Annotated in this window: 19 protein-coding genes; 5 read left to right on the top strand and 14 right to left on the bottom strand. The window is 71.3% G+C overall.

The annotated features are described in order from the left end of the window. Positions 1 to 83: 83 nt before the first annotated feature. Positions 84 to 1,832: a lysine--tRNA ligase gene (gene lysS / locus AB4K12_RS30925; protein WP_368438085.1), complete on the bottom strand. Its 1,749-nt coding sequence runs from the start codon at positions 1,830 to 1,832 to the stop codon at positions 84 to 86. A gap of 159 nt (positions 1,833 to 1,991) precedes the next feature. On the opposite strand from lysS, the gene argS reads away from it, so the two are divergent. Then, a complete protein-coding gene (gene argS / locus AB4K12_RS30920) occupies positions 1,992 to 3,770 on the top strand; it encodes an arginine--tRNA ligase (RefSeq protein ID WP_368438084.1) in 1,779 nt (592 codons plus the stop codon). A gap of 12 nt (positions 3,771 to 3,782) precedes the next feature. Here the strand turns inward: argS and AB4K12_RS30915 are convergent, their stop codons facing one another. The 6 genes from AB4K12_RS30915 to AB4K12_RS30890 form a co-directional block, all read right to left on the bottom strand. Further along, on the bottom strand, positions 3,783 to 4,220 hold the full coding sequence (locus AB4K12_RS30915; protein ID WP_190067478.1) for an ATP-binding protein: 438 nt from the start codon (positions 4,218 to 4,220) through the stop codon (positions 3,783 to 3,785). Between the two features lie 261 nt (positions 4,221 to 4,481). Next, positions 4,482 to 5,474 carry a porphobilinogen synthase gene (gene hemB, locus AB4K12_RS30910; RefSeq protein ID WP_368438081.1) on the bottom strand — a complete coding sequence of 331 codons (993 nt, stop codon included), beginning with the start codon at positions 5,472 to 5,474 and terminating at the stop codon, positions 4,482 to 4,484. Next, positions 5,471 to 7,120: a uroporphyrinogen-III synthase gene (locus AB4K12_RS30905; RefSeq protein WP_368438080.1), complete on the bottom strand. Its 1,650-nt coding sequence runs from the start codon at positions 7,118 to 7,120 to the stop codon at positions 5,471 to 5,473. Before AB4K12_RS30905 ends, hemB begins: the two co-directional genes overlap by 4 nt. Continuing rightward, on the bottom strand, positions 7,117 to 8,091 hold the full coding sequence (gene hemC, locus AB4K12_RS30900; protein ID WP_368438078.1) for a hydroxymethylbilane synthase: 975 nt from the start codon (positions 8,089 to 8,091) through the stop codon (positions 7,117 to 7,119). Before hemC ends, AB4K12_RS30905 begins: the two co-directional genes overlap by 4 nt. Then, complete coding sequence (locus AB4K12_RS30895; RefSeq protein ID WP_368438076.1) at positions 8,088 to 9,494, bottom strand: glutamyl-tRNA reductase; 1,407 nt, start codon at positions 9,492 to 9,494, stop codon at positions 8,088 to 8,090. Before AB4K12_RS30895 ends, hemC begins: the two co-directional genes overlap by 4 nt. Further along, positions 9,491 to 10,276, bottom strand: coding sequence for a redox-sensing transcriptional repressor Rex (locus AB4K12_RS30890; RefSeq protein WP_368438075.1), 786 nt, complete (start codon positions 10,274 to 10,276; stop codon positions 9,491 to 9,493). Before AB4K12_RS30890 ends, AB4K12_RS30895 begins: the two co-directional genes overlap by 4 nt. A 345-nt stretch (positions 10,277 to 10,621) precedes the next feature. Here AB4K12_RS30890 and AB4K12_RS30885 point away from each other — a divergent pair, with 345 nt between their 5' ends. From AB4K12_RS30885 to AB4K12_RS30870, 4 genes are all read left to right on the top strand, one after another. Further along, complete coding sequence (locus AB4K12_RS30885) at positions 10,622 to 10,900, top strand: glutaredoxin family protein (RefSeq protein ID WP_368438073.1); 279 nt, start codon at positions 10,622 to 10,624, stop codon at positions 10,898 to 10,900. A gap of 104 nt (positions 10,901 to 11,004) precedes the next feature. Then, positions 11,005 to 11,952, top strand: coding sequence for an HAD family hydrolase (locus AB4K12_RS30880; protein ID WP_368438072.1), 948 nt, complete (start codon positions 11,005 to 11,007; stop codon positions 11,950 to 11,952). Between the two features lie 400 nt (positions 11,953 to 12,352). After that, positions 12,353 to 13,153 carry an ECF subfamily RNA polymerase sigma factor, BldN family gene (locus tag AB4K12_RS30875; protein WP_368438071.1) on the top strand — a complete coding sequence of 267 codons (801 nt, stop codon included), beginning with the start codon at positions 12,353 to 12,355 and terminating at the stop codon, positions 13,151 to 13,153. A 214-nt stretch (positions 13,154 to 13,367) separates the two neighbouring features. Then, the gene (locus tag AB4K12_RS30870) at positions 13,368 to 14,555 is read left to right on the top strand and encodes a DUF5667 domain-containing protein (protein WP_368438069.1); all 1,188 of its coding nucleotides are present in this window, start codon (positions 13,368 to 13,370) and stop codon (positions 14,553 to 14,555) included. A 24-nt stretch (positions 14,556 to 14,579) separates the two neighbouring features. On the opposite strand, the gene AB4K12_RS30865 is transcribed toward AB4K12_RS30870, so the two are convergent. From AB4K12_RS30865 to AB4K12_RS30835, 7 genes are all read right to left on the bottom strand, one after another. Continuing rightward, on the bottom strand, positions 14,580 to 15,617 hold the full coding sequence (locus AB4K12_RS30865) for a lysophospholipid acyltransferase family protein (RefSeq protein WP_368438068.1): 1,038 nt from the start codon (positions 15,615 to 15,617) through the stop codon (positions 14,580 to 14,582). Positions 15,618 to 15,631: 14 nt separating this feature from the next. Beyond that, positions 15,632 to 16,678, bottom strand: a complete 1,047-nt coding sequence (locus tag AB4K12_RS30860; RefSeq protein ID WP_362262761.1) for an NAD-dependent epimerase/dehydratase family protein — start codon at positions 16,676 to 16,678, stop codon at positions 15,632 to 15,634. Between the two features lie 193 nt (positions 16,679 to 16,871). After that, positions 16,872 to 16,970 (bottom strand): AURKAIP1/COX24 domain-containing protein, encoded by a 99-nt coding sequence (locus tag AB4K12_RS30855; RefSeq protein ID WP_003948845.1) that lies wholly within the window; start codon positions 16,968 to 16,970, stop codon positions 16,872 to 16,874. 110 nt (positions 16,971 to 17,080) lie between these two features. Further along, the gene (locus AB4K12_RS30850) at positions 17,081 to 17,290 is read right to left on the bottom strand and encodes a helix-turn-helix domain-containing protein (protein ID WP_067299677.1); all 210 of its coding nucleotides are present in this window, start codon (positions 17,288 to 17,290) and stop codon (positions 17,081 to 17,083) included. 128 nt (positions 17,291 to 17,418) lie between these two features. Beyond that, positions 17,419 to 18,267, bottom strand: coding sequence for a phosphatase (locus AB4K12_RS30845; RefSeq protein ID WP_368438098.1), 849 nt, complete (start codon positions 18,265 to 18,267; stop codon positions 17,419 to 17,421). 101 nt (positions 18,268 to 18,368) lie between these two features. Further along, the gene (locus tag AB4K12_RS30840) at positions 18,369 to 19,544 is read right to left on the bottom strand and encodes an acetoin utilization protein AcuC (protein ID WP_368438067.1); all 1,176 of its coding nucleotides are present in this window, start codon (positions 19,542 to 19,544) and stop codon (positions 18,369 to 18,371) included. 45 nt (positions 19,545 to 19,589) lie between these two features. After that, positions 19,590 to 20,234 carry an HAD family hydrolase gene (locus AB4K12_RS30835; RefSeq protein ID WP_368438065.1) on the bottom strand — a complete coding sequence of 215 codons (645 nt, stop codon included), beginning with the start codon at positions 20,232 to 20,234 and terminating at the stop codon, positions 19,590 to 19,592. Positions 20,235 to 20,289: the final 55 nt, after the last annotated feature.

The following is a 20,289-nucleotide window of genomic DNA, read 5'->3' as shown; positions in this document are numbered from 1 at the left end:
AAAGGGCCGCCGCCCGGTGATGTTCACCGGGCGGCGGCCCTTTTCGCGTGGGCGCGTGCCGTGGGGCGCGTGCCGTGGGGCGCTTACGGCGCCGTGACGAGCTCGCGGACGCGGTCGGCGCCGACGGCCAGCAGCAGCGTGGGCAGGCGCGGGCCGGTGTCCCGGCTGACCAGCAGCTGGTAGAGGAGCACGAAGAAGGCGCGCTGGGCGGCCTTGAGCTCCGGGGTGGGCTTGGCGTGGGGCTCGAGCCCGGCCAGGACCTTGGGGATGCCGTAGAGCAGGGTGGTGAGCCCGTCGAGGGACCAGTGCTCGTCCAGGCCCTCGAGGAGGAGGCGCAGGGAGGCGCGGCCCTCGTCGTCGAGCGAGCCGAGGAGTTCGGCGTCGGGGGTGGCGCGGACGATGGTGCGGTTCTCGGCCGGGACCTGGGTGAGGATCCAGTGCTGGGCGCGGTCCAGGCGGGGCCGGGTCTCGTCGAGGGACGTGACCGGGTTGGCCGGGTCGAGGTCGCTGAGGATGCGCAGGGTCTGCTCGTCGTGGCCGGCGGTGATGTCGACGACGGAGGCGAGCGTGCGGTACGGCAGCGGGCGCGGGGTGCGCGGGAGCTCGCCGGCGGCGGTGCGGGCGGCGCGGCTGTGGGCCGCGGCGTCGGCGGGCAGGACGGTGCCGTCGGCGACCTTGGCCTCGAGCTTGTCCCACTCGTCGTAGAGCCGCTGGATCTCCTGGTCGAAGGCGATCTTGAAGGACTGGTTGGGCTTGCGGCGGGCGTAGAGCCAGCGCAGCAGGGGCGCTTCCATGATCTTCAGCGCGTCGCCGGGGGTGGGGACGCCGCCCTTGGAGGAGGACATCTTGGCCATGCCGCTGATGCCGACGAAGGCGTACATGGGGCCGATGGGCTGGTCGCCGCCGAAGACCTTGCGGACGATCTGGCCGCCGACGACGAAGGAGGAGCCGGGCGAGGAGTGGTCGACACCGGAGGGCTCGAAGATGACGCCCTCGTAGGCCCAGCGCATGGGCCAGTCGACCTTCCAGACGAGCTTGCCGCGGTTGAACTCGCTGAGCAGCACGGTCTCGGCGTGGCCGCAGACGCAGGTGTAGGACAGCTCGGTGGACTCGTCGTCGTAGGCGGTGACGGTGGTGAGGTCCCGCTCGCAGACGGCGCAGTACGGCTTGTACGGGAAGTAGCCTACGCCGGAGCCGCTGCCGTCGTCCTCGGCGGCGGCGCCGGAGCCCTCGGCGGCCTCCAGCTCGGCCTCGTCGACCGGCTTCTGCTGCTTCTGCTGCGGCTTCTTGCCGGCCGCGGCGGGGTCCTTCTTCGTCCGGTACTGGTCGAGGATGGCGTCGATGTCACCGCGGTGCTTCATCGCGTGCAGGATCTGCTCGCGGTAGACGCCCGAGGTGTACTGCTCGGTCTGGCTGATCGGGTCGTACTCGACACCGAGCTCGGCCAGCGCCTCGACCATGGCGGCCTTGAAGTGCTCGGCCCAGTTCGGGTACGCCGAGCCGGCCGGGGCCGGGACGGAGGTCAGCGGCTTGCCGATGTGCTCGGCCCAGGACCCGTCGATGCCGGGGACGCCGTTCGGCACCTTGCGGTAGCGGTCGTAGTCGTCCCAGGAGATCAGGTGACGGACCTCGTGGCCGCGGCGGCGGATCTCGTCGGCGACCAGGTGCGGGGTCATGACCTCGCGGAGGTTGCCCAGGTGGATCGGGCCGGAGGGGGACAGGCCGGAGGCGACGACGATGGGTTTGCCGGGGGCGCGGCGCTCACCTTCGGCGATGACCTCGTCGGCGAAACGGGAGACCCAGTCGGCCTCGGTGCTCTGAGCCTGAGCCACGGCACTTCCTTCCTTACGGTCCTGGCATGACCATTGTCCCAGACGGTCAGGGTGCTCCCTGGGTTGCCCGGGCGCGAGGGAATTCCCGGCGGGGTTGTGGTACACGCATGGGATACTCGGGGGGTCGAAAATGCCGCCTACCGGAATGGCTCCCATCCCATGGCTTCGGTTCCTTCCCTCGCTTCCACGCTCCACCAGCGCATCGCGGACGCTCTCTCGGCTGCCCTGCCGGAGGCCGGTGCCGCCGATCCGCTGCTGCGACGAAGCGACCGGGCGGACTTCCAGGCCAACGGCATGCTGGCGCTGGCGAAGAAGCTGAAGGGCAATCCGCGCGAGCTGGCGGCGAAGGTCGTCGAGGGGCTGCCGGTCGGCGAGGGCGAGCTGATGCGGGAGATCGAGGTCTCCGGGCCCGGCTTCCTCAACATCTCGGTGTCCGACAGGGCGATCACAGAGACGCTGGCCGCCCGTGCGGCGGACGAGCGGCTGGGCGTGCCGTTCAAGGAGCACCCGGGTGCCACGGTGATCGACTGGGCGCAGCCGAACGTGGCCAAGGAGATGCACGTCGGTCACCTGCGGAACACGGTGATCGGCAATTCGGTCGTCCGGCTTCTGGAGTTCACGGGCGAGAAGGTGATCAGCCGTCACCACATCGGCGACTGGGGCACCCAGTTCGGCATGCTCATCCAGTACCTGATCGAGCACCCGCACGAGCTGGACCACAAGGCCGCCGAGGGTGACGGCGCGGTTTCCGGTGAGGAGGCCATGTCGAGCCTGAACCGGCTGTACAAGGCCTCGCGCGCGCTTTTTGACTCGGACGAGGAGTTCAAGACGCGGGCCCGGCGCCGGGTGGTGGATCTGCAGGCGGGCGACGCGGAGACGATCGCGCTGTGGCAGAAGTTCGTCGACGAGTCGAAGATCTACTTCTACTCGGTCTTCGACAAGCTGGATGTGGAGATCCGCGACGAGGACATCGTCGGCGAGTCGGGCTACAACGACATGCTCGCCGAGACCTGCCGGATGCTCGAGGAGTCGGGTGTCGCGGTGCGTTCCGAGGGCGCGCTGTGCGTGTTCTTCGACGATGTGAAGGGTCCGGAGGGCAACCCGGTCCCGCTGATCGTGCAGAAGTCCGACGGTGGTTTCGGCTACGCGGCGACGGACCTGTCCGCGATCCGTGACCGTGTCTTCAACCTGAAGGCCGACACGCTGCTGTACGTGGTGGACACCCGGCAGTCGCTGCACTTCAAGATGGTCTTCGAGACCGCGCGCCGGGCGGGCTGGCTGACGGATGACGTCAAGGCCGTGCAGCTGGGCTTCGGCACGGTGCTGGGCAAGGACGGCAAGCCGTTCAAGACGCGTGAGGGCGAGACGGTCCGGCTGGTGGACCTGCTCGACGAGGCGATCGAGCGGGCGGCGGCCGTGGTGCGGGAGAAGGCCCGGGACCTGACCGAGGAGGAGATCGCCGATCGTGCCGCCCAGGTGGGCATCGGCGCGGTGAAGTACGCGGACCTGTCGACGTCGGCGGCCCGTGACTACAAGTTCGACCTGGACCAGATGGTGTCCCTCAACGGCGACACCTCGGTCTACCTGCAGTACGCGTTCGCCCGTATCCAGTCGATCCTGCGCAAGGCGGGGACGGCCGGTCCGGTGGCGCACCCGGAGCTGGCGCTGGCCCCGGCCGAGCGGGCGCTGGGTCTGCACCTGGACCAGTTCGCGGCGACGGTGGCGGAGGCGGCCGGGGAGTACGCGCCGCACAAGCTGGCCGGGTATCTGTACCAGCTGGCCTCGCTCTACACGTCGTTCTACGACCAGTGCCAGGTGCTGAGCGCGGAGAACCCGGCCGAGGTCGTGGAGAACCGCCTGTTCCTGTGCGACCTCACGGCTCGTACGCTCCACCGGGGCATGGCGCTGCTGGGCATTCGTACGCCCGAGCGGCTCTAGCCGCCGGGGGCGTCATCCGGCGCCCGCTCCGAGTTCGAACCAGATGAGCTTGCCGACCAGCCCCTGGGGCTGGTCGCGCAGGGCGAAGCCACCCCAGCTGTCGGCGCACCACTGGACGAGTCCGAGGCCGCGGCCGCGTTCGGCGGCTTCGGTGGCGTCGGGCAGGGCGACGCCGTCGAGTGCGGGGAGCCGGGGGTTGGTGTCCCATACGGCGACCCGTACGCGGTCGCCTTCGCGCTTGACGCGTACCGAGGCGGGGCCGTCGGAGTAGCGGTAGGCGTTGGTGACGAGCTCGGAGGTGAGGAGCTCGGCGGTGTCGGCGAGTTCGAGGAAGCCGTGTTCCTCGAAGATGGTGCGGAGCGTGCGTCGTGCGATGCACGGCGCCATGGGATCGGAGGGGACTTGGAGCGTGTACTCCCAGTCCTCCGTGAGTTCGGGGTCATGACTCATGCACGCCTCCGTAGCGTAGGCAGCCTGACACACACGGTAACGATGGTCGGAGCCCGTGCGGTACGCCCGCGTCGTTTCCGTGAGAGACGACCTGTGTGGGTGACGGTCGTGAACTATGCGCCCCATCTCGCGTGAGCTGCGCAAACGCGAGTCCCTCGCAGTCGGCGGCGCCGGCCCGGGGACACGAATGGCGGTGCCCCCGGACCTCGTGGTCCAGGGGCACCGCCATTGCGCTGCGTGACGGGCGGGCCGTAGCGGCCGCTACAGCTGCCGGGCGACCTCGGTGGCCCAGTAGGTGAGGATCATGTTCGCGCCGGCGCGCTTGATGCCCGTGAGGGTCTCCATGATCGCGCGGTCGCGGTCGATCCAGCCGTTGGCGGCGGCGGCCTCGACCATCGCGTACTCGCCGGAGATCTGGTAGGCGGCGACGGGCACGTCGACGCTCTCGGCGACCTTGGCGAGGATGTCGAGGTAGGGCAGCGCCGGCTTGACCATCACCATGTCGGCGCCCTCGGCGAGGTCGAGCGCCAGCTCGCGCATCGACTCGCGGACGTTGGCCGGGTCCTGCTGGTACGTCTTGCGGTCGCCCTGCAGCGAGGAGCCGACGGCCTCGCGGAAGGGGCCGTAGAACGCGGAGGCGTACTTGGCGGTGTAGGCGAGGATCGACACGTCCTCGTGGCCGGTCTGGTCGAGGGCGTCGCGGACGACGCCGACCTGGCCGTCCATCATGCCGCTGGGGCCCACGACGTGGACGCCGGCGTCGGCCTGGACCTGGGCCATCTCGGCGTAGCGCTCGAGGGTGGCGTCGTTGTCGACACGGCCCTCGGCGTCGAGGACGCCGCAGTGGCCGTGGTCGGTGGACTCGTCCAGGCACAGGTCGGACATGATGACGAGTTCGTCGCCGACCTCGGCCTTCACATCGCGGATGGCGACCTGCAGGATGCCGTCGGGGTCCGTGCCGGGGGTGCCGAGCGCGTCCTTCTTGGCCTCCTCGGGAACACCGAAGAGCATGATGCCGGCGACGCCCGCCTCCAGCGCCTCGACGGCGGCCTTCCGCAGGGTGTCACGGGTGTGCTGGACGACCCCGGGCATCGCCGAGATCGGCACCGGCTCGCTGACGCCCTCCCGCACGAAGGCGGGAAGGATCAGATCGGACGGGTGCAGCCGGTACTCCGCGACCATGCGACGCATGGCGGGGGTGGTGCGAAGGCGCCGGGGCCGGGACCCCGGGAACGTGCCGTACGTGGTGCTCAACTCCGTGCCCTTCTGCGCGATCCGGGCCGCCGCTCGCTCGGGCGGGTGACCGGATCGCCGGCCTCGAGGGCCGCGTCGCGCCGGGCCGCGCCGAACTCCGCGAGCGCCTCGGCCAGCTTGTGCACCGAGGGCTCGGGCGACAGCACGTCCACCCGCAGGCCGTGCTCCTCCGCGGTCTTCGCGGTGGCCGGGCCGATGCAGGCGATGACGGTGACATTGTGCGGCTTGCCGGCGATGCCGACGAGGTTCCGCACCGTGGAGGACGAGGTGAACAGCACGGCGTCGAAACCGCCGCCCTTGATCGCCTCGCGGGTCTCGGCCGGCGGCGGCGAGGCGCGCACGGTCCGGTAGGCCGTGACGTCGTCGACCTCCCAGCCCAGCTCGATCAGGCCCGCCACCAGGGTCTCGGTGGCGATGTCGGCGCGCGGCAGGAAGACGCGGTCGATCGGGTCGAAGACCGGGTCGTAGGGCGGCCAGTCCTCGAGCAGGCCGGCGGCGGACTGCTCGCCGGACGGCACCAGGTCGGGCTTCACGCCGAACTCGATCAGCGACTTCGCGGTCTGCTCGCCGACGGCCGCGACCTTGATGCCGGCGAAGGCACGGGCGTCGAGACCGTACTCCTCGAACTTCTCCCGCACCGCCTTGACGGCGTTGACGGAGGTGAAGGCGATCCACTCGTAGCGGCCGGTGACCAGGCCCTTGACCGCGCGCTCCATCTGCTGCGGGGTGCGCGGCGGCTCGACGGCGATCGTCGGCACCTCGCTGGGCACGGCGCCGTACGAGCGCAGCTGGTCGGAGAGCGAGGCGGCCTGCTCCTTGGTGCGCGGCACGAGCACGTTCCAGCCGAAGAGCGGCTTGGACTCGAACCAGGAGAGCCGCTCGCGCCGCTCGGCGGCGCTGCGCTCGCCGACCACGGCTATGACCGGCTGGGAGCCGTCCGCGGACGGCAGCACCTTCGCGGCCTTGAGGGTCTGCTGGAGGGTGCCGAGGGTGGCCGTCCAGGTGCGCTGGCGGGTGGTGGTGCCGGCGACGGTGACGCTGACGGGCGTCTCGGGCCGGCGGCCCCCGGCGACCAGCTCGCCCGCGGCGGCGACGACCGAGCCCAGGGTGGTGGAGACCACCGCGGTCGCCTCGCTGGTGCCGACCTCGGCCCAGCAGACGGCGGTGGCGGTGCGGGCGTCGACGAAGCGGACGTCGCCGCCCTGTCCGTCGCGCAGCGGCACTCCGGCGTAGGCGGGCACGCCGACGGCCGTGGCGACGCCGGGCACCACCTCGAAGGTGATGCCGCCGTCGGCGCAGGCGAGCATCTCGTCGCCGGCGTTGCCGTCGAGGCCGGGGTCGCCGAGGACCGCACGGACGACCCGCTTGCCGCTGCGCGCGGCCGTCATGACAAGATTGGCGGTGTCCCTAAGGACGGGCACACCAGCGGTCTTTGACGACTCGTCGGTGACCGTCTGGGCGGGCATGTCCACGGTGCCGCGGGCATGCGTACGCACCACGTCGAGCACCTGCGGATCGGCGATCAGGACGTCCGCGGCCGCCAGTGCCTCCACGGCGCGCAGCGTCAGCAGTCCCGGGTCTCCGGGGCCGGCACCGAGGAAGGTGACGTGCCCGTGCGCGGGGTGGTTCGGGGCGGTGGGGTTCAAAGTGCTCGCTCCCCCATAAGACCGGCCGCACCCTTGTCGAGCATCTCGGCGGCGAGTCCGCGGCCGAGAGCAAGAGCGTCCTCCTCGGACGCGGGTACGGGACCGGTGGTGGACAGCTGCACCAGCGTCGAGCCGTCGGTGGAACCGACGACGCCGCGCAGGCGCATTTCGGTGACAACCTGCCCGCTGGCCAGCAGGTCGGCCAGTGCGCCCACGGGCGCACTGCAGCCGGCCTCCAGGGCGGCGAGCAGGGCACGCTCGGCGGTCACGGCGGCCCGCGTGTGCGGGTCGTCGAGCTCGGCGAGCGCGGCGGCGAGGGGTGCGTTGGTCACGGCGCACTCGATCGCCAGGGCCCCCTGGCCGGGGGCGGGCAAAACCTGGTCGGGCTCCAGGAACTGGGTGGCCTCCCCGATCCGGCCGATGCGGGTGAGCCCCGCCGCGGCCAGCACCACGGCGTCCAGCTCGCCGCTCGCGACGAAGCCGACACGGGTGTCGATGTTCCCGCGGATCGGAACGGTCTCGATCTCCTGCCCGAGCGAGCGCGCCCAGGCGTTGAGCTGCGCCATGCGGCGCGGCGAGCCGGTGCCGATACGGGCCCCGCGCGGGAGGTCCTCGAAGGTGAGCCCGTCGCGGGCGACGAGGACGTCACGCGGGTCCTCGCGGCGCGGGATCGCGGCCAGGAGGAGGTCGTCGGGCTGCGCGGTCGGCAGGTCCTTCAGCGAGTGGACGGCGAAGTCGATCTCACCCGCGAGCAGCGCGTCGCGCAGCGCGGAGACGAAGACTCCGGTGCCGCCGATCTGCGCGAGGGCCTCGCGGGAGACGTCGCCGTACGTGGTGATCTCGACCAGCTCGACCGGACGGCCGGTGACACGCCGGACGGCCTCGGCCACCTGTCCGGACTGGGCCATGGCGAGCTGACTGCGGCGGGTGCCGAGACGCAGCGGGCGCTGCGGGGTTGTGGTGTCGTTCATGCCGACTCCCGTGCTGTGTTGGGGCTGCCTTGCCGAAGATCAGCCCGGCTGACGGCCGCGACCGCCTGAGGGTCGAGGTCGAAGAGTTCCCTCAGGGCGTCGGCGTAGCCGGCGCCGCCGGGGGTGGAGGCGAGCTCCTTGACCCGCACGGTGGGCGCGTGCAGAAGCTTGTCGACGACGCGGCGGACGGTCTGGGTGATCTCCGCGCGCTGCTTGTCGTCGAGGTCGGGCAGCCGGCCGTTGAGGCGGGCCATCTCGCCCGCGACGACGTCGGCCGCCATGGTGCGCAGGGCCACCACGGTGGGCGTGATGTGGGCGGCCCGCTGGGCGGCGCCGAAGGCGGCGACCTCGTCGGAGACGATCGCGCGCACCTGGTCGACGTCGGCGGCCATGGGCGCGTCGGCGGAGGCCTCGGCGAGGGTCTCGATGTCGACCAGGCGGACGCCGTCGCCCTCCAGGCGGTGGACCGCGGCGTCGATGTCGCGGGGCATGGCGAGGTCGAGCAGGGCGAGCGCCACCGCGCCGCAGCCCGGCTCGACGGCGCACACGTCCGCGCGGGCCGCCAGCGCGCGCCCTATCGCCTCGGCCGTCAGGACCAGACCGGTGGCGCCGGTGCAGGAGACGACGATGTCGGCGAGGGCGAGCTCGGCGGGGACGGCGGCCATCTCGACGGCCGCGGCCGTCAGGGCGCCGGCGCCGGGGCCGCCGGGCTCGGTGAGGATGGCGGCCAGGCGCTCGGCCCGCTCCAGGGTGCGGTTGGCGACGGCGATGTGGGCCACGCCCGCGCGCGCGAGGGTGGCCGCGGCCAGCGAGGACATCGAGCCCGCGCCGATGACCAGGGCGCGCTTGCCCGCCGCCCAGTCGGCGACGGCCGTGGGGCCGGCGAGCTGCTCGAGGCCGAACGTGACCAGCGACTGGCCGGCCTTGTCGATGCCGGTCTCGCTGTGGGCGCGCTTGCCGACCCGCAGCGCCTGCTGGAAGAGGTCGTTCAGCAGCCGGCCGGCGGTGTGCAGCTCCTGGCCGAGGGCGAGGGCGTCCTTGATCTGGCCGAGGATCTGCCCCTCGCCGACGACCATCGAGTCCAGTCCGCACGCCACCGAGAAGAGGTGGTGAACGGCCCGGTCCTCGTAGTGCACGTAGAGGTAGGGGGTGAGCTCGTCCAGGGGCACGCCCGAGTGCCGGGCGAGCAGCGTGGACAGCTCGGCGACGCCGGCGTGGAACTTGTCCACGTCGGCGTAGAGCTCGATGCGGTTGCACGTGGCCAGCACCGCCGCCTCGGTGGCGGGCTCGGCGGCCAGGGCGTCGTGCACGAGACGCGCCTGCGTCTCGCGGCTGAGGGCGGCCCGCTCCAGCACGCTCACCGGCGCGCTGCGATGGCTGAGGCCGACGACCAGAAGACTCATGCCGGCATCACGGCGGGGACGTCCCCCTCCGGTCCCTTCCTGCCCGCGGCGGCCGCGGCCGTACGGGCCGGGGCGCCGGTGCGGGGCTGCGCGGGCGTCGTCGCGGTCTGCCCGGACTCCTCGCCGGCCTTGCGCTGCTCGTGGAAGGCGAGGATCTGCAGCTCGATGGAGAGGTCGACCTTGCGCACGTCCACGCCCTCGGGCACGGACAGCACGGTCGGCGCGAAGTTGAGGATCGAGGTGACCCCGGCGGCCACCAGGCGGTCGCACACCTGCTGGGCGGCGCCGGCCGGGGTGGCGATGACGCCGATGGAGACGCCGTTGTCGGTGATGATCGACTCGAGCTCGTCGGTGTGCCGCACGGGCAGCCCGGCGACGGGCTTGCCGGCCATGGCCGGGTCGGCGTCGATGAGCGCCGCGACGCGGAAGCCGCGCGAGGCGAAGCCGCCGTAGTTGGCCAGGGCGGCGCCGAGGTTACCGATGCCGACGATCACTACCGGCCAGTCCTGGGTCAGGCCGAGCTCACGGGAGATCTGGTACACGAGGTACTCGACGTCGTAGCCGACGCCGCGGGTGCCGTACGAGCCGAGGTAGCTGAAGTCCTTGCGGAGCTTGGCGGAGTTCACACCGGCCGCGGTGGCGAGCTCCTCGGAGGAGACCGTGGGGACCGAACGCTCGGAGAGCGCGGTCAGCGCACGCAGGTACAGCGGAAGCCGGGCGACGGTGGCCTCGGGGATTCCTCGGCTTCGGGTCGCCGGTCGGTGAGTTCGGCCAGTTGCCACGGTGCTCCTGCGGGTAGAGCGGGGCTGCAGGCGGCGCCTTGTCCCAGGACCGCCCCGTCGAACGCAGGCTATGCCTTTGTGAACGCGTGCACAAAGATGGTGTCCGATTTGCCCGGGCAACGTGATGGGTGTCACGCGGTGATTCCGCCCGGTCCGGGAACCATGGACGGGCAGGACTCGACGATCACACAGGCCACATGAGCACCACGGGCACGCGGACGGGGACACGGGCGCTCACTCCTCACCTCGATACCCCCGGACACCTACAAATCGCCCATGATGGTAGTCGACTCAGGCACCCATTCCGGCCGCGCGACCGCCGGCGAAGGCGGCACAATTGCCGCCATGAGCCCCCTGCTGCGCCGTAGTCCCCGCAAGAACCCCGCCGACAGCGTCGTCACGCTCGTCGGCAAGCCCGGCTGCCACCTGTGCGACGACGCCGAGGCCGTCATCGCCGAGGTCTGCGCGGAGCTGGGCGCCCGCTGGGAGAAGAAGGACATCACCGAGGACGCCGAGCTGCACGACAAGTACTGGGAGCAGATCCCCGTCGTCCTCGTCGACGGCGCCCAGCACGACTTCTGGCGGGTGAACCCCGACCGGCTGCGCAAGGCCCTGGGCGGCTGAGCACGGCGCGCCGCGCGGTGGGTAACCGGACCGACGCGCAGAGTTCACGCCATCGCACCGTCCCGACTTCCGGTTACCCCGAACAAAGTGACTATGCTCGCCGCATGGCCGCACTCGGATGGCTCACCCACCGCAGGCGCTCCGCCACCGCACGCAGCGTGCTGGCAGGCGAGGCCGCGGCGGAGGCAGCCCGCAAGTCCGCGCAGGAAAACGAAGAGGCCCTGGCCGGGGGCGCCACCGCCGGCGACCGGGAGCCGGAGCCGGAGTTCCCGGTGGCGGGCGACGAGCGCGCCGCCGCCTTCTTCGACCTCGACAACACGGTCATGCAGGGCGCCGCCATCTTCCACTTCGGCCGCGGACTGTACAAACGGCACTTCTTCGGCAAGCGCGAGCTCGCCCGCTTCGCCTGGCAGCAGACCTGGTTCCGGCTCGCGGGCATCGAGGACCCCGAGCACATGCAGGAGGCCCGTGACAGCGTCCTGTCGATCGTCAAGGGCCACCGCGTCTCCGAGCTGATGACCATCGGCGAGGAGATCTACGACGAGTACATGGCCGAGCGCATCTGGCCCGGCACCCGCGCCCTGGCCCAGGCCCACCTGGACGCCGGGCAGAAGGTCTGGCTGGTGACCGCCGCCCCCGTCGAGACCGCGACGATCATCGCCCGCCGGCTGGGCCTGACCGGCGCGCTGGGCACGGTCGCCGAGTCGATCGGCGGCGTCTACACCGGCCGGCTCGTCGGCGAGCTGCTGCACGGCCCGTCGAAGGCCGAGGCCGTCCGGGCGCTGGCCGCGGCCGAGGGCCTGGACCTGGAGCGCTGCGCGGCCTACAGCGACTCCGCCAACGACATCCCGATGCTCTCGCTCGTCGGCCACCCCTACGCGGTGAACCCCGACAGCAGGCTGCGCCGGCACGCGCGCGAGCGCGGCTGGCGGCTGCGGGACTACCGCACGGGCCGCAAGGCGGCCCGGATCGGCCTCCCGGCCGCGGTCGGCGTGGGCGCTCTCGCGGGCGGCGCCGCCGCCGCCGTCGCGCTGCACCGCCGTCGCCGCTGAACGCCCGGGCCTCCACCGGCACATCAGCCACATCACCGGAACGGGCGACAACTCCGGCGCGCCTCCTGGCCACGGCCAGTAACCGAACAGGCCGCACAGGCAATCCTGTTGTCATACCCCCACATGGCCCACGACAGTCCTGCGGTGTCCGGATTGCCACAACACGCTGCCCAATCGGCCACACCAGCGGCAAATCCGGTCAACTTCCGTTCCCAGTTCGATATTTGATCTGTCATCAATGGGGCCCAGAACGAACGGAAACGATGATTTGAGCAACTCGGTGTAGCGCTGCCTGTACGAAGGGTTATTCTCCTCAGACGCAAGCCGGTACCCGCTTGTCCCTACGACGAGTGAACGGTCCCGCACTGCACGTGATGGAAGCTCTGCCTCTGGGAGTCCCGTGTACCCACACGTCGGGGTTGACGCCTCGGGCCTGGCTACGCTGCGCGCAGCGGTCCTCGACCGTCTGCGCGTCTTCGTCCCCACCGCGTACGCCGTCCCCGCCTTCGCCACGCCGTCCCCGGCCGTAGCGGGCGGACCCGCCGGCCCCTGCTACGCCCTCGCCGAGAGCAGCGCGGCCGTCGGCAGACGCGCCCGCCGAGGCTCCGGCGCCGGCACATCCACGACCACCCGCCGCCCGAGCGCCGACAGCGACAGCGCCCGCATGCTCGACCTGGTCGAGCGGGCCCAGGCCGGCGAGTCCGAGGCCTTCGGCCGCCTCTACGACCAGTACGCCGACACCGTCTACCGCTACATCTACTACCGCGTGGGCGGCCGGGCCACGGCGGAGGACCTCACCAGCGAGACCTTCCTTCGCGCCCTGCGCCGGATCGGCACCTTCACCTGGCAGGGCCGCGACTTCGGCGCCTGGCTCGTGACCATCGCCCGCAACCTGGTCGCCGACCACTTCAAGTCGTCAAGGTTCCGGCTCGAGGTGACCACGGGAGAGATGCTCGACGCCAACGAGGTCGAGCGCAGCCCCGAGGACTCGGTCCTCGAATCCCTTTCCAACGCCGCCCTGTTGGAGGCGGTGCGCAAGCTCAACCCGCAGCAGCAGGAGTGCGTCACCCTGCGCTTCCTGCAGGGCCTCTCGGTCGCCGAGACCGCCCGGGTCATGGGAAAGAACGAGGGCGCGATCAAGACCCTCCAGTACCGCGCGGTGCGCACCCTGGCACGGCTCCTCCCGGACGACGCCCGCTGACACCCCAGCCCCCGATGCCCCCTTTCACTCACCGGCGGACACCTCGCCCCGGCCGCGTAACCCGACTGCCGCGCCGCTCGTTGTCCGGGATGCAGACTTCCCGCTGCCGCGTCACGCCTCTGAACACTCACTCGATCGAGTGGATGTTCTCCCGGCGTGCAACCCTTCAGGTGCCCAGGGGAGTCGATCGTCATGACGAGAGGAGGTGCCGCCTGTGATCGCGAATGTATCGGCGCACCGGCGGGCGAACGCCTTCGCCCAGGCCCTGGAGGACCAGGAAGTCCACAGTGCCGCGGCCGCCCAGCCCGAGCCACCGGCGGAAGACGCCGAGCGGGCAAAGCTGTTGGCCGTGGCGAGCGGGCTCGGCGCACTGCCGGCGCCCGAGCTGGACGCCGAGGTCAAAACCGTGCAGCGGGCGCAGCTGATCGCCGCCATGGAAGCCCAGTTCGCCGGAGGGGCGGCCGTCCCTCAGCAGCGCGCCGTCCGCGGGGCGCACCGGGCGAGCCCGCTGAGCCGGCTCAGGCCGCGCTCCCGCTGGTCCAAGGGGCTCGCCGCCGGCGGGCTCACGGTGGGCGTGGCGGCGGGTGCCTTCGGCGGCGTGGCCGCGGCCAGCTCCAACGCCCTGCCGGGCGACACCCTGTACGGCCTCAAGCGCGGGATGGAGGACTTCAGGCTCGGCATGGCCGACGGTGACTCCGCCCGGGGCGGTCTGCTCCTGGACCAGGCCACGACACGCCTCGGCGAGGCCCGTCGGCTGATGGAGCGCGGCCGCTCCGGCCAGCTCGACCACGAATCCCTGTCCGAGATCCGCAGGACCCTCGCCGGCATGCGCCACGACGCCTCCGAGGGCCACCGCCTGCTGCACGGCGTCTACCAACGCGACGGCTCGCTCGGCGCCATCCAGCGGCTGTCGTCCTTCGCCTCCTCGCAGCGCGAGGGCTGGAGCCGGCTGCGCGACCGTCTGCCGGTCCAGCTCACCGACGTGGCCGACGACGTGACGTCGGTCTTCGCCGCCATAGACGACGAGGTCGAGCCGCTGCGCTCGCTGCTGCCGGAGGACAAGCACGGCAAGGCGGGCGGCGCGAGCCGCGGGGGGCCCTCCTCCCCCGGTTCTCCCGGGAGCAAGGGCCACTCGGCGCCCGCCTCGAAGGCTCCCGAGCGCTCCGACGGCAAGCGCCCCGGCGCGGGGCCCCAGCAGTCGTCGCCGGGTGCCCACGACGAGCAGGACGGCCTGCTGGGCGGCACGGGCCTCCTGCAGCCGCCCCCCAGCTCCGGCAGCGCCGGGCCGGACCGTGCCCACGGCAAGGACGGCAAGCCGTCCAAGCAGCCCGACATCACGATCCCGCCGCTGCTCCCGGACATCCTCCCGGGGCTCGGGATCCACGGCGAGGACGACAAGTAGACCGACGGGTGCCGGCGGTCGGTGTCAGAAGAACACCGACCGCCGCTGCACCAGCAGCTTGTACAGCGTGTGCTGAATGGTTTCCCGGACCTGGTCCGTGAGGTTGAACATCAGCATCGGGTCGTCCGCCGCCTCCGGCGGATAGCCGTCGGTGGGAATCGGCTCACCGAACTGGATGGTCCACTTCGTCGGCAGCGGCACCAGCCCCAGCGGCCCCAGCCAGGGGAAGGCCGGCGTCAGCGGGAAGTACGGGATGCCCAGCAGCCGGGCCATCGTCCTGGAGTTGCCGATCATGGGGTAGATCTCCTCCGCCCCGACGATCGAACACGGCACGATCGGCGACCCGGCACGCAGTGCCGTCTGTACGAAGCCGCCCCGCCCGAAGCGCTGCAGCTTGTAGCGCTCGGAGAACGGCTTCCCGATCCCCTTGAAGCCCTCCGGCATCACCCCCACCACCTCGCCGCGCTCCAGCAGCTTCTGGGCGTCCTCGGCGCAGGCGAGGGTGTGCCCGAGCTTGCGGGAGAGCTCGTTGATGACGGGCAGCATGAAGACCAGGTCCGCGGCGAGCATGCGGACGTTGCGCCCCGCCGGGTGATGGTCGTGCACGGCGGCCTGGAGCATCAGCCCGTCGACGGGCAGGGTGCCGGAGTGGTTGGCGACGATCAGCGCCGACCCCTTCTCCGGGATGTTCTCGATGCCCTTCACCTCGACGCGGAAGTACTTCTCCTTGAAGGGCCGCAGGACGGACATCACCACCTGGTCGGTGAGCTCCTGGTCGTACCCGAAGTCGTCGACCTCGTACTCGCCGGTGATTCTGCGGCGCAGGAAGTTCAGCCCGTGGGCGACCTTCCGCTCCCAGCCGCCGGACCCGGCCGGGGCCTCGCCGGCGCCGCCCTGCTCCGGCCCGCCGTCGGCGGCCACGGCCGGCGGCTGTTCGGTCGCGGGGGCCGGTACGGGCGCCAGCGGCGCGGCCGCCCGGTTCGTACGGCCCGTACCGCCGCGCCGGGCCCTCCTCTTGGTGCGGGGCTCCTCGCCGAACGGGATGACCTTCGCATCGGCCATGGTGCGTGCGCTCCTCAGTTCTGGCCGCGGCCGGCAGGCATCAGCGCGGCGATCCGGTCGACGGTACGGGCGAGGGTCTCGGGCGGCAGCAGCCCCGGGCCGCGGCTGCGGGCGAAGTCCTCGAAGGCCTCCGGGCTGGTGTAGCGGGGGCGGAAGCCCAGCGTGTCGCGCATCTGCGTCGTCTCCACGACACGGCCGTGGGTGAGCAGCCGGATCTGCTCGGGCGAGAAGTCCAGGAAACCGGCCGACCGCAGCGCCGAGCCCACCCAGGTGACGGTGGGCAGGAAGAAGGGCAGGGTGGGGCGCCCGAGGCGCCTGGCGGCCTGGGAGAGCAGCAGCACGCCGTCCCCCGCGATGTTGAAGGTGCCGCTGTTGAGGGTGGAGCGGGCGGGCTCGCCGGCGCCGATGCGCAGCACCTCGATCGCGTCGTCCTCGTGCACGAACTGCAGGCGCGGGTCGAAGCCGAGGACCGTGGGCAGGACGGGCAGGGAGAAGTACTCCGCGAGCGGCGAGTCAGCGCACGGCCCGAGGATGTTCGCGAAGCGCAGCACGCACACCGCGACGTCGGGGCGGCGGCGGGCGAAGCCGCGCACATACCCCTCGACCTCGACGACGTCCTTGGCGAAGCCGCCGCTGGGCAGCGATTTGGGCGGCGTGGTCTCCGTGAAGATCGCGGGATCGCGGGGCGCGGAGCCGTACACGTTCGTGCTCGACTTCACCACCAGTCGCTTGACGCTCGGCGTCTTCTGGCAGGCGCCGAGCAGCTGCATGGTGCCGATGACGTTGGTCTCCTTGACCGTGGCCCGGCTGCCGCGCTTGCCCAGGGGGGTGCCGTTGACGTCCATGTGGACGACGGTGTCCACGGCCTGCTCGGCCAGGACCCTGCCGATCGTGGGGTGGCGGATGTCCGCCCGTAGGAATTCGGCCCCGCCGAGATGGTGCTCGGGTGGCACTGCGTCCACCCCGATCACCCGGTCGACGTCGGGCTCGCGCTGGATCCGGCGGACGAAGCGACCGCCCAGTTGCCGTGCGACTCCGGTGACGAGCACGACCTTGCCCAAGATCAGCGCCTTCCTTCCGACCCGAGAGGTGCCTGCCGCGGCCACCGTAGCGGGTCGTTGTTGCACTGTGATGACCGCCGGACAGGTCGGGCGTCATTTCAAGCCGTAGCGAAGGCCTTACTCCCCGCAACGCACCGCAGCCCTCCCACCGGGAACCGGCGGAAGGGCTGCGGGACGAGCACTAGCGGCGTGCTTACTTCTTGTTGCGACGCTGAACACGCGTGCGCTTGAGCAGCTTGCGGTGCTTCTTCTTGGCCATCCGCTTGCGCCGCTTCTTGATAACAGAGCCCACGACTACCCTCGCTTACATCGATTCACTCGGTGCGGGGCGTCCGAGCCCACACGACCTACATCGGGCCAGCCTACCCGGCACCGGGCGAACAGCGTAATCCGAGGGGCCCCTCAGGCTGTTTCCACCCCCACGTAGGACTCTCGGAGGTACTCGTGCACCGCTTGTTCTGGGACCCGGAACGACCTGCCCACCCGGATCGCCGGCAGATGACCGCTGTGCACCAAGCGGTACACGGTCATCTTGGAGACTCGCATCACCGCGGCGACTTCCGCCACGGTCAGGAACACGACCTCGTTGAGAGGCCTTTCGCCAGCAGCCATGACACACCTGAACCTTCCGCACATGACGCGCACCGGCTTCCCCTCCGGTGACTCCTCGTCGCTGCGCGCTCACTCCCCAGATTAGGGGCGGGTGATGCGAGTGGGGAAGAGGAGCAGCCATCGGCCGCCTACTGTGACAGACACGCTCGATTGAGTACATAGCGAGTAAGCGGTCGGTAGTAATCAGACCGCACAGTGTCATCAAGCGGAACGGCTACGGACACCCGGCCCTCGGCCTCTCCGACGAACAGCGCGGGGTCGTCCGAGTCGGCCAGCCCGATGGCCTCAATGCCCAGCTGACCTGCCCCGCAGACCCATCCGTGGTCCCCGACGACCAAGGTCGGCAGGGGCCCGGCACCGTCGGCGGCGGCAGCCAGAACGACCCGAACCGGGAGCGGTGAATGCGTATGCGCGCCCGGCTCACTCCCGGCTTTTCGCGCGCCGGGTTCACGCATCAGCGCGACTCCCCGGACGTAGTCAAGGTTGTACGTGCGTACGCCGAACCGGGTCGTTATGTCGACACTTCTACCCTGCGCGGGGGTGAGGACATGGCATCCGGCCGCCGAGAGGCCGGCCGCCAAGGCGGCGTAGAAGCCCAGGAGTCGGTGCGGGTGCCCGGTGCCGAGGAGCACCGGCGCCCCGGTCGCGGCCACCGTCGCGAGGCGGTCGGCGAAGGCATCGAGTGCCACCATCGTTCGATCCGGGTCGATCACATCATGCCCGGAAGTGTTCTTGGGATCGGCCGAAACTCCACACCTTTGGCTCATCAGGTGCAACAAGTCGGCGAAACACCAGTCGTATTTCGGCTCCAGACCGATCAGCACGCGGGGGTCGCGGGCCGCGAACATCCGATAACGCGTCAGGCTCCGCTCCCGCGACGTCGCCACGGAGCCGGCGAGGCCACTGGAGAGGAGGTGCGAGCGCAGAGCTCGCGGACTGGGGACGGAGCGGGCAACGGGGCTCGGCACGCCGCCGATGCTCGCCCAACGAACCCGCCCGCGCGCCGAATTCACCCCACGGATCCCACGGGTGGGCTAACGGACGCGGCCGACGGCGGGCACGAGCAGGCCCCGACGGCCTACGGAAGGAGCCCGTGGGAGGGGAAGACGGCCCGGCGGGTCGCCAGGATCGCCTGATCGAGACGGTCGGCCGGGTCGTACCCGGACTCCGCGAAGTCCCGCCAGACGGGCTGCCGGCCGTCCGTCATCCGCAACGGCCCCAACTGCCGGGTCCGGCGGAACACTTCGCTGCGCCACTCCTCCGGCACGTGGGACTCCGGGTCGACCGGCCGCCCCGCCGCGATGCCCACCAGATGGGTCCACGACCGCGGCACCACCTCCGTCACCGCGTACCCCCCGCCGCCCAGCGCGACCCAGCGGCCCCCCGCGTGCTCGTGCGCCAGGCGGTGACAGGCCTCCGCCACGAGGCGCTGGGCGTCGACGGAGACGGCGAGGTGCGCCAGCGGGTCCTCGAAGTGGGTGTCGGCACCGTGCTGGGTCACCAGCACCTCGGGCCGGAAGGCCGCCAGCAGCTCCGGCACGACCGCGTGGAACGCCCGTAGCCACCCGGCGTCCCCCGTCCCCGCCGGAAGCGCGACATTGACGGCCGTGCCCTCCGCTCGGGCACCGCCCGTCTCCTCCGGCCACCCGGTCTGCGGGAACAGCGTGCGCGGATGCTCGTGCAGCGAGATCGTCAGCACCCGGGGGTCGTCCCAGAACACCGCCTGGACGCCGTCCCCGTGGTGCACGTCCACATCCACGTACACGACCCGTCGGGCCCCCAGCTCGAGGAGCCGGGCGACGGCGAGGGCGGCGTCGTTGTACACACAGAACCCGGAGGCCCCGCCCGGCATCGCGTGATGCAGCCCGCCGGAGAAGTTCACCGCGTGCAGGGCCTCCCCGCGCCACACCGCCTCGGCCGCGGCGACCGACTGCCCCGCGATCAGCGCGGCCGCGTCGTGCATCCCCGCGAACGCCGGATCGTCCACAGTGCCGATCCCGTACGAGCCGTCGGCGGCCCGCGGGTCGGCCGAGGCCGCCCGTACGGCCGCGATGTAGTCCGGCCGGTGCACAAGCCGGAGCGTCGATTCGCCGGCGGCGGCGGCCGAGACCGTACGGACCGCACGGTCCAGCCCGTACGCCTCGACCAAACGCATGGTGAGCGCCAGACGCACGGGATCCATGGGATGCCCCGGACCGAAGTCGTAGCCCGTTACCGCCTCGTCCCACATCAACTGTGCCTGGCCGCCGCTCATGGGCGACACCGTAATGCGCTCACGGGCCCCACCCAAATGGACGACTCATACGAGAAAATCGGAGAGTTCTGTCATCTCGCCGAAGAAGCCGGCCGCACCGGACAGGCGCTCGGCGGGTGTCATCGCCGTGAACGCGTAGACGTCGATCCCCCCCGCGACGGCCGCCTGGACACCCAGCGGACTGTCCTCGACCACGACGCAACGGGCCGGGTCCACCCCCATCGACCGGGCGGCGTGCAGAAACAGGTCCGGCGCCGGCTTGCCCCGGCCGACGTCCTCGGCGCTGAAAATCACCTCGTCCGCGAACCACTCCGTCAGACCCGCCGCACGGTGCCCGGTCCGGATGCGCTCATGACTGCCGGAGGAGGCGACGCAATAAGGGACGCCGGAGGATGCCAGCAGCTCGAGAACCTCCGTGACGCCCTTGACGGGCCGGAGCTCACGGGCGAAAGCGGCGAACGTACGCGAATGCAGCGTGTCGTCGAACTCCGCGGGCAGCCGCCGGCCGGTCCGCTCGAGGACCAGGTCGTGCACCCGGTGGACGGCACCACCCATGTAGTCGCGTATCGACTCCTCATAGGTCGTCGGATGGCCGAGCTCCGTCAGGTACTCCGCGAGCACCCTGTTGGCGAGAGGCTCGCTGTCGACCAGCACGCCGTCGTTGTCGAAGATGACGAGGTCATAGCGCATGGCGCCACCCTAGACGGCTCCATAAACGCAGCCCATAAACATGGCCGCAAAGGCC

The organism is Streptomyces sp. C36 (assembly GCF_040932295.1).
In the GTDB taxonomy this organism is placed as follows: Bacteria; Actinomycetota; Actinomycetes; order Streptomycetales; family Streptomycetaceae; genus Streptomyces; species Streptomyces triculaminicus.
This window is presented reverse-complemented; position numbering and strand designations above follow the sequence as displayed.

What these genes read in the sequence shown, in the direction of transcription:
- argS (WP_368438084.1), top strand. Translation starts at nt 1,992, where the DNA reads ATGGCTTCGGTTCCTTCCCTCGCTTCCACGCTCCACCAGCGCATCGCG.
- AB4K12_RS30915 (WP_190067478.1), bottom strand. Translation starts at nt 4,220, where the DNA reads ATGAGTCATGACCCCGAACTCACGGAGGACTGGGAGTACACGCTCCAA.
- hemC (WP_368438078.1), bottom strand. Translation starts at nt 8,091, where the DNA reads ATGAACGACACCACAACCCCGCAGCGCCCGCTGCGTCTCGGCACCCGC.
- AB4K12_RS30895 (WP_368438076.1), bottom strand. Translation starts at nt 9,494, where the DNA reads ATGAGTCTTCTGGTCGTCGGCCTCAGCCATCGCAGCGCGCCGGTGAGC.
- AB4K12_RS30885 (WP_368438073.1), top strand. Translation starts at nt 10,622, where the DNA reads ATGAGCCCCCTGCTGCGCCGTAGTCCCCGCAAGAACCCCGCCGACAGC.
- AB4K12_RS30880 (WP_368438072.1), top strand. Translation starts at nt 11,005, where the DNA reads ATGGCCGCACTCGGATGGCTCACCCACCGCAGGCGCTCCGCCACCGCA.
- AB4K12_RS30865 (WP_368438068.1), bottom strand. Translation starts at nt 15,617, where the DNA reads ATGGCCGATGCGAAGGTCATCCCGTTCGGCGAGGAGCCCCGCACCAAG.
- AB4K12_RS30850 (WP_067299677.1), bottom strand. Translation starts at nt 17,290, where the DNA reads ATGGCTGCTGGCGAAAGGCCTCTCAACGAGGTCGTGTTCCTGACCGTG.
- AB4K12_RS30840 (WP_368438067.1), bottom strand. Translation starts at nt 19,544, where the DNA reads ATGAGCGGCGGCCAGGCACAGTTGATGTGGGACGAGGCGGTAACGGGC.
- AB4K12_RS30835 (WP_368438065.1), bottom strand. Translation starts at nt 20,234, where the DNA reads ATGCGCTATGACCTCGTCATCTTCGACAACGACGGCGTGCTGGTCGAC.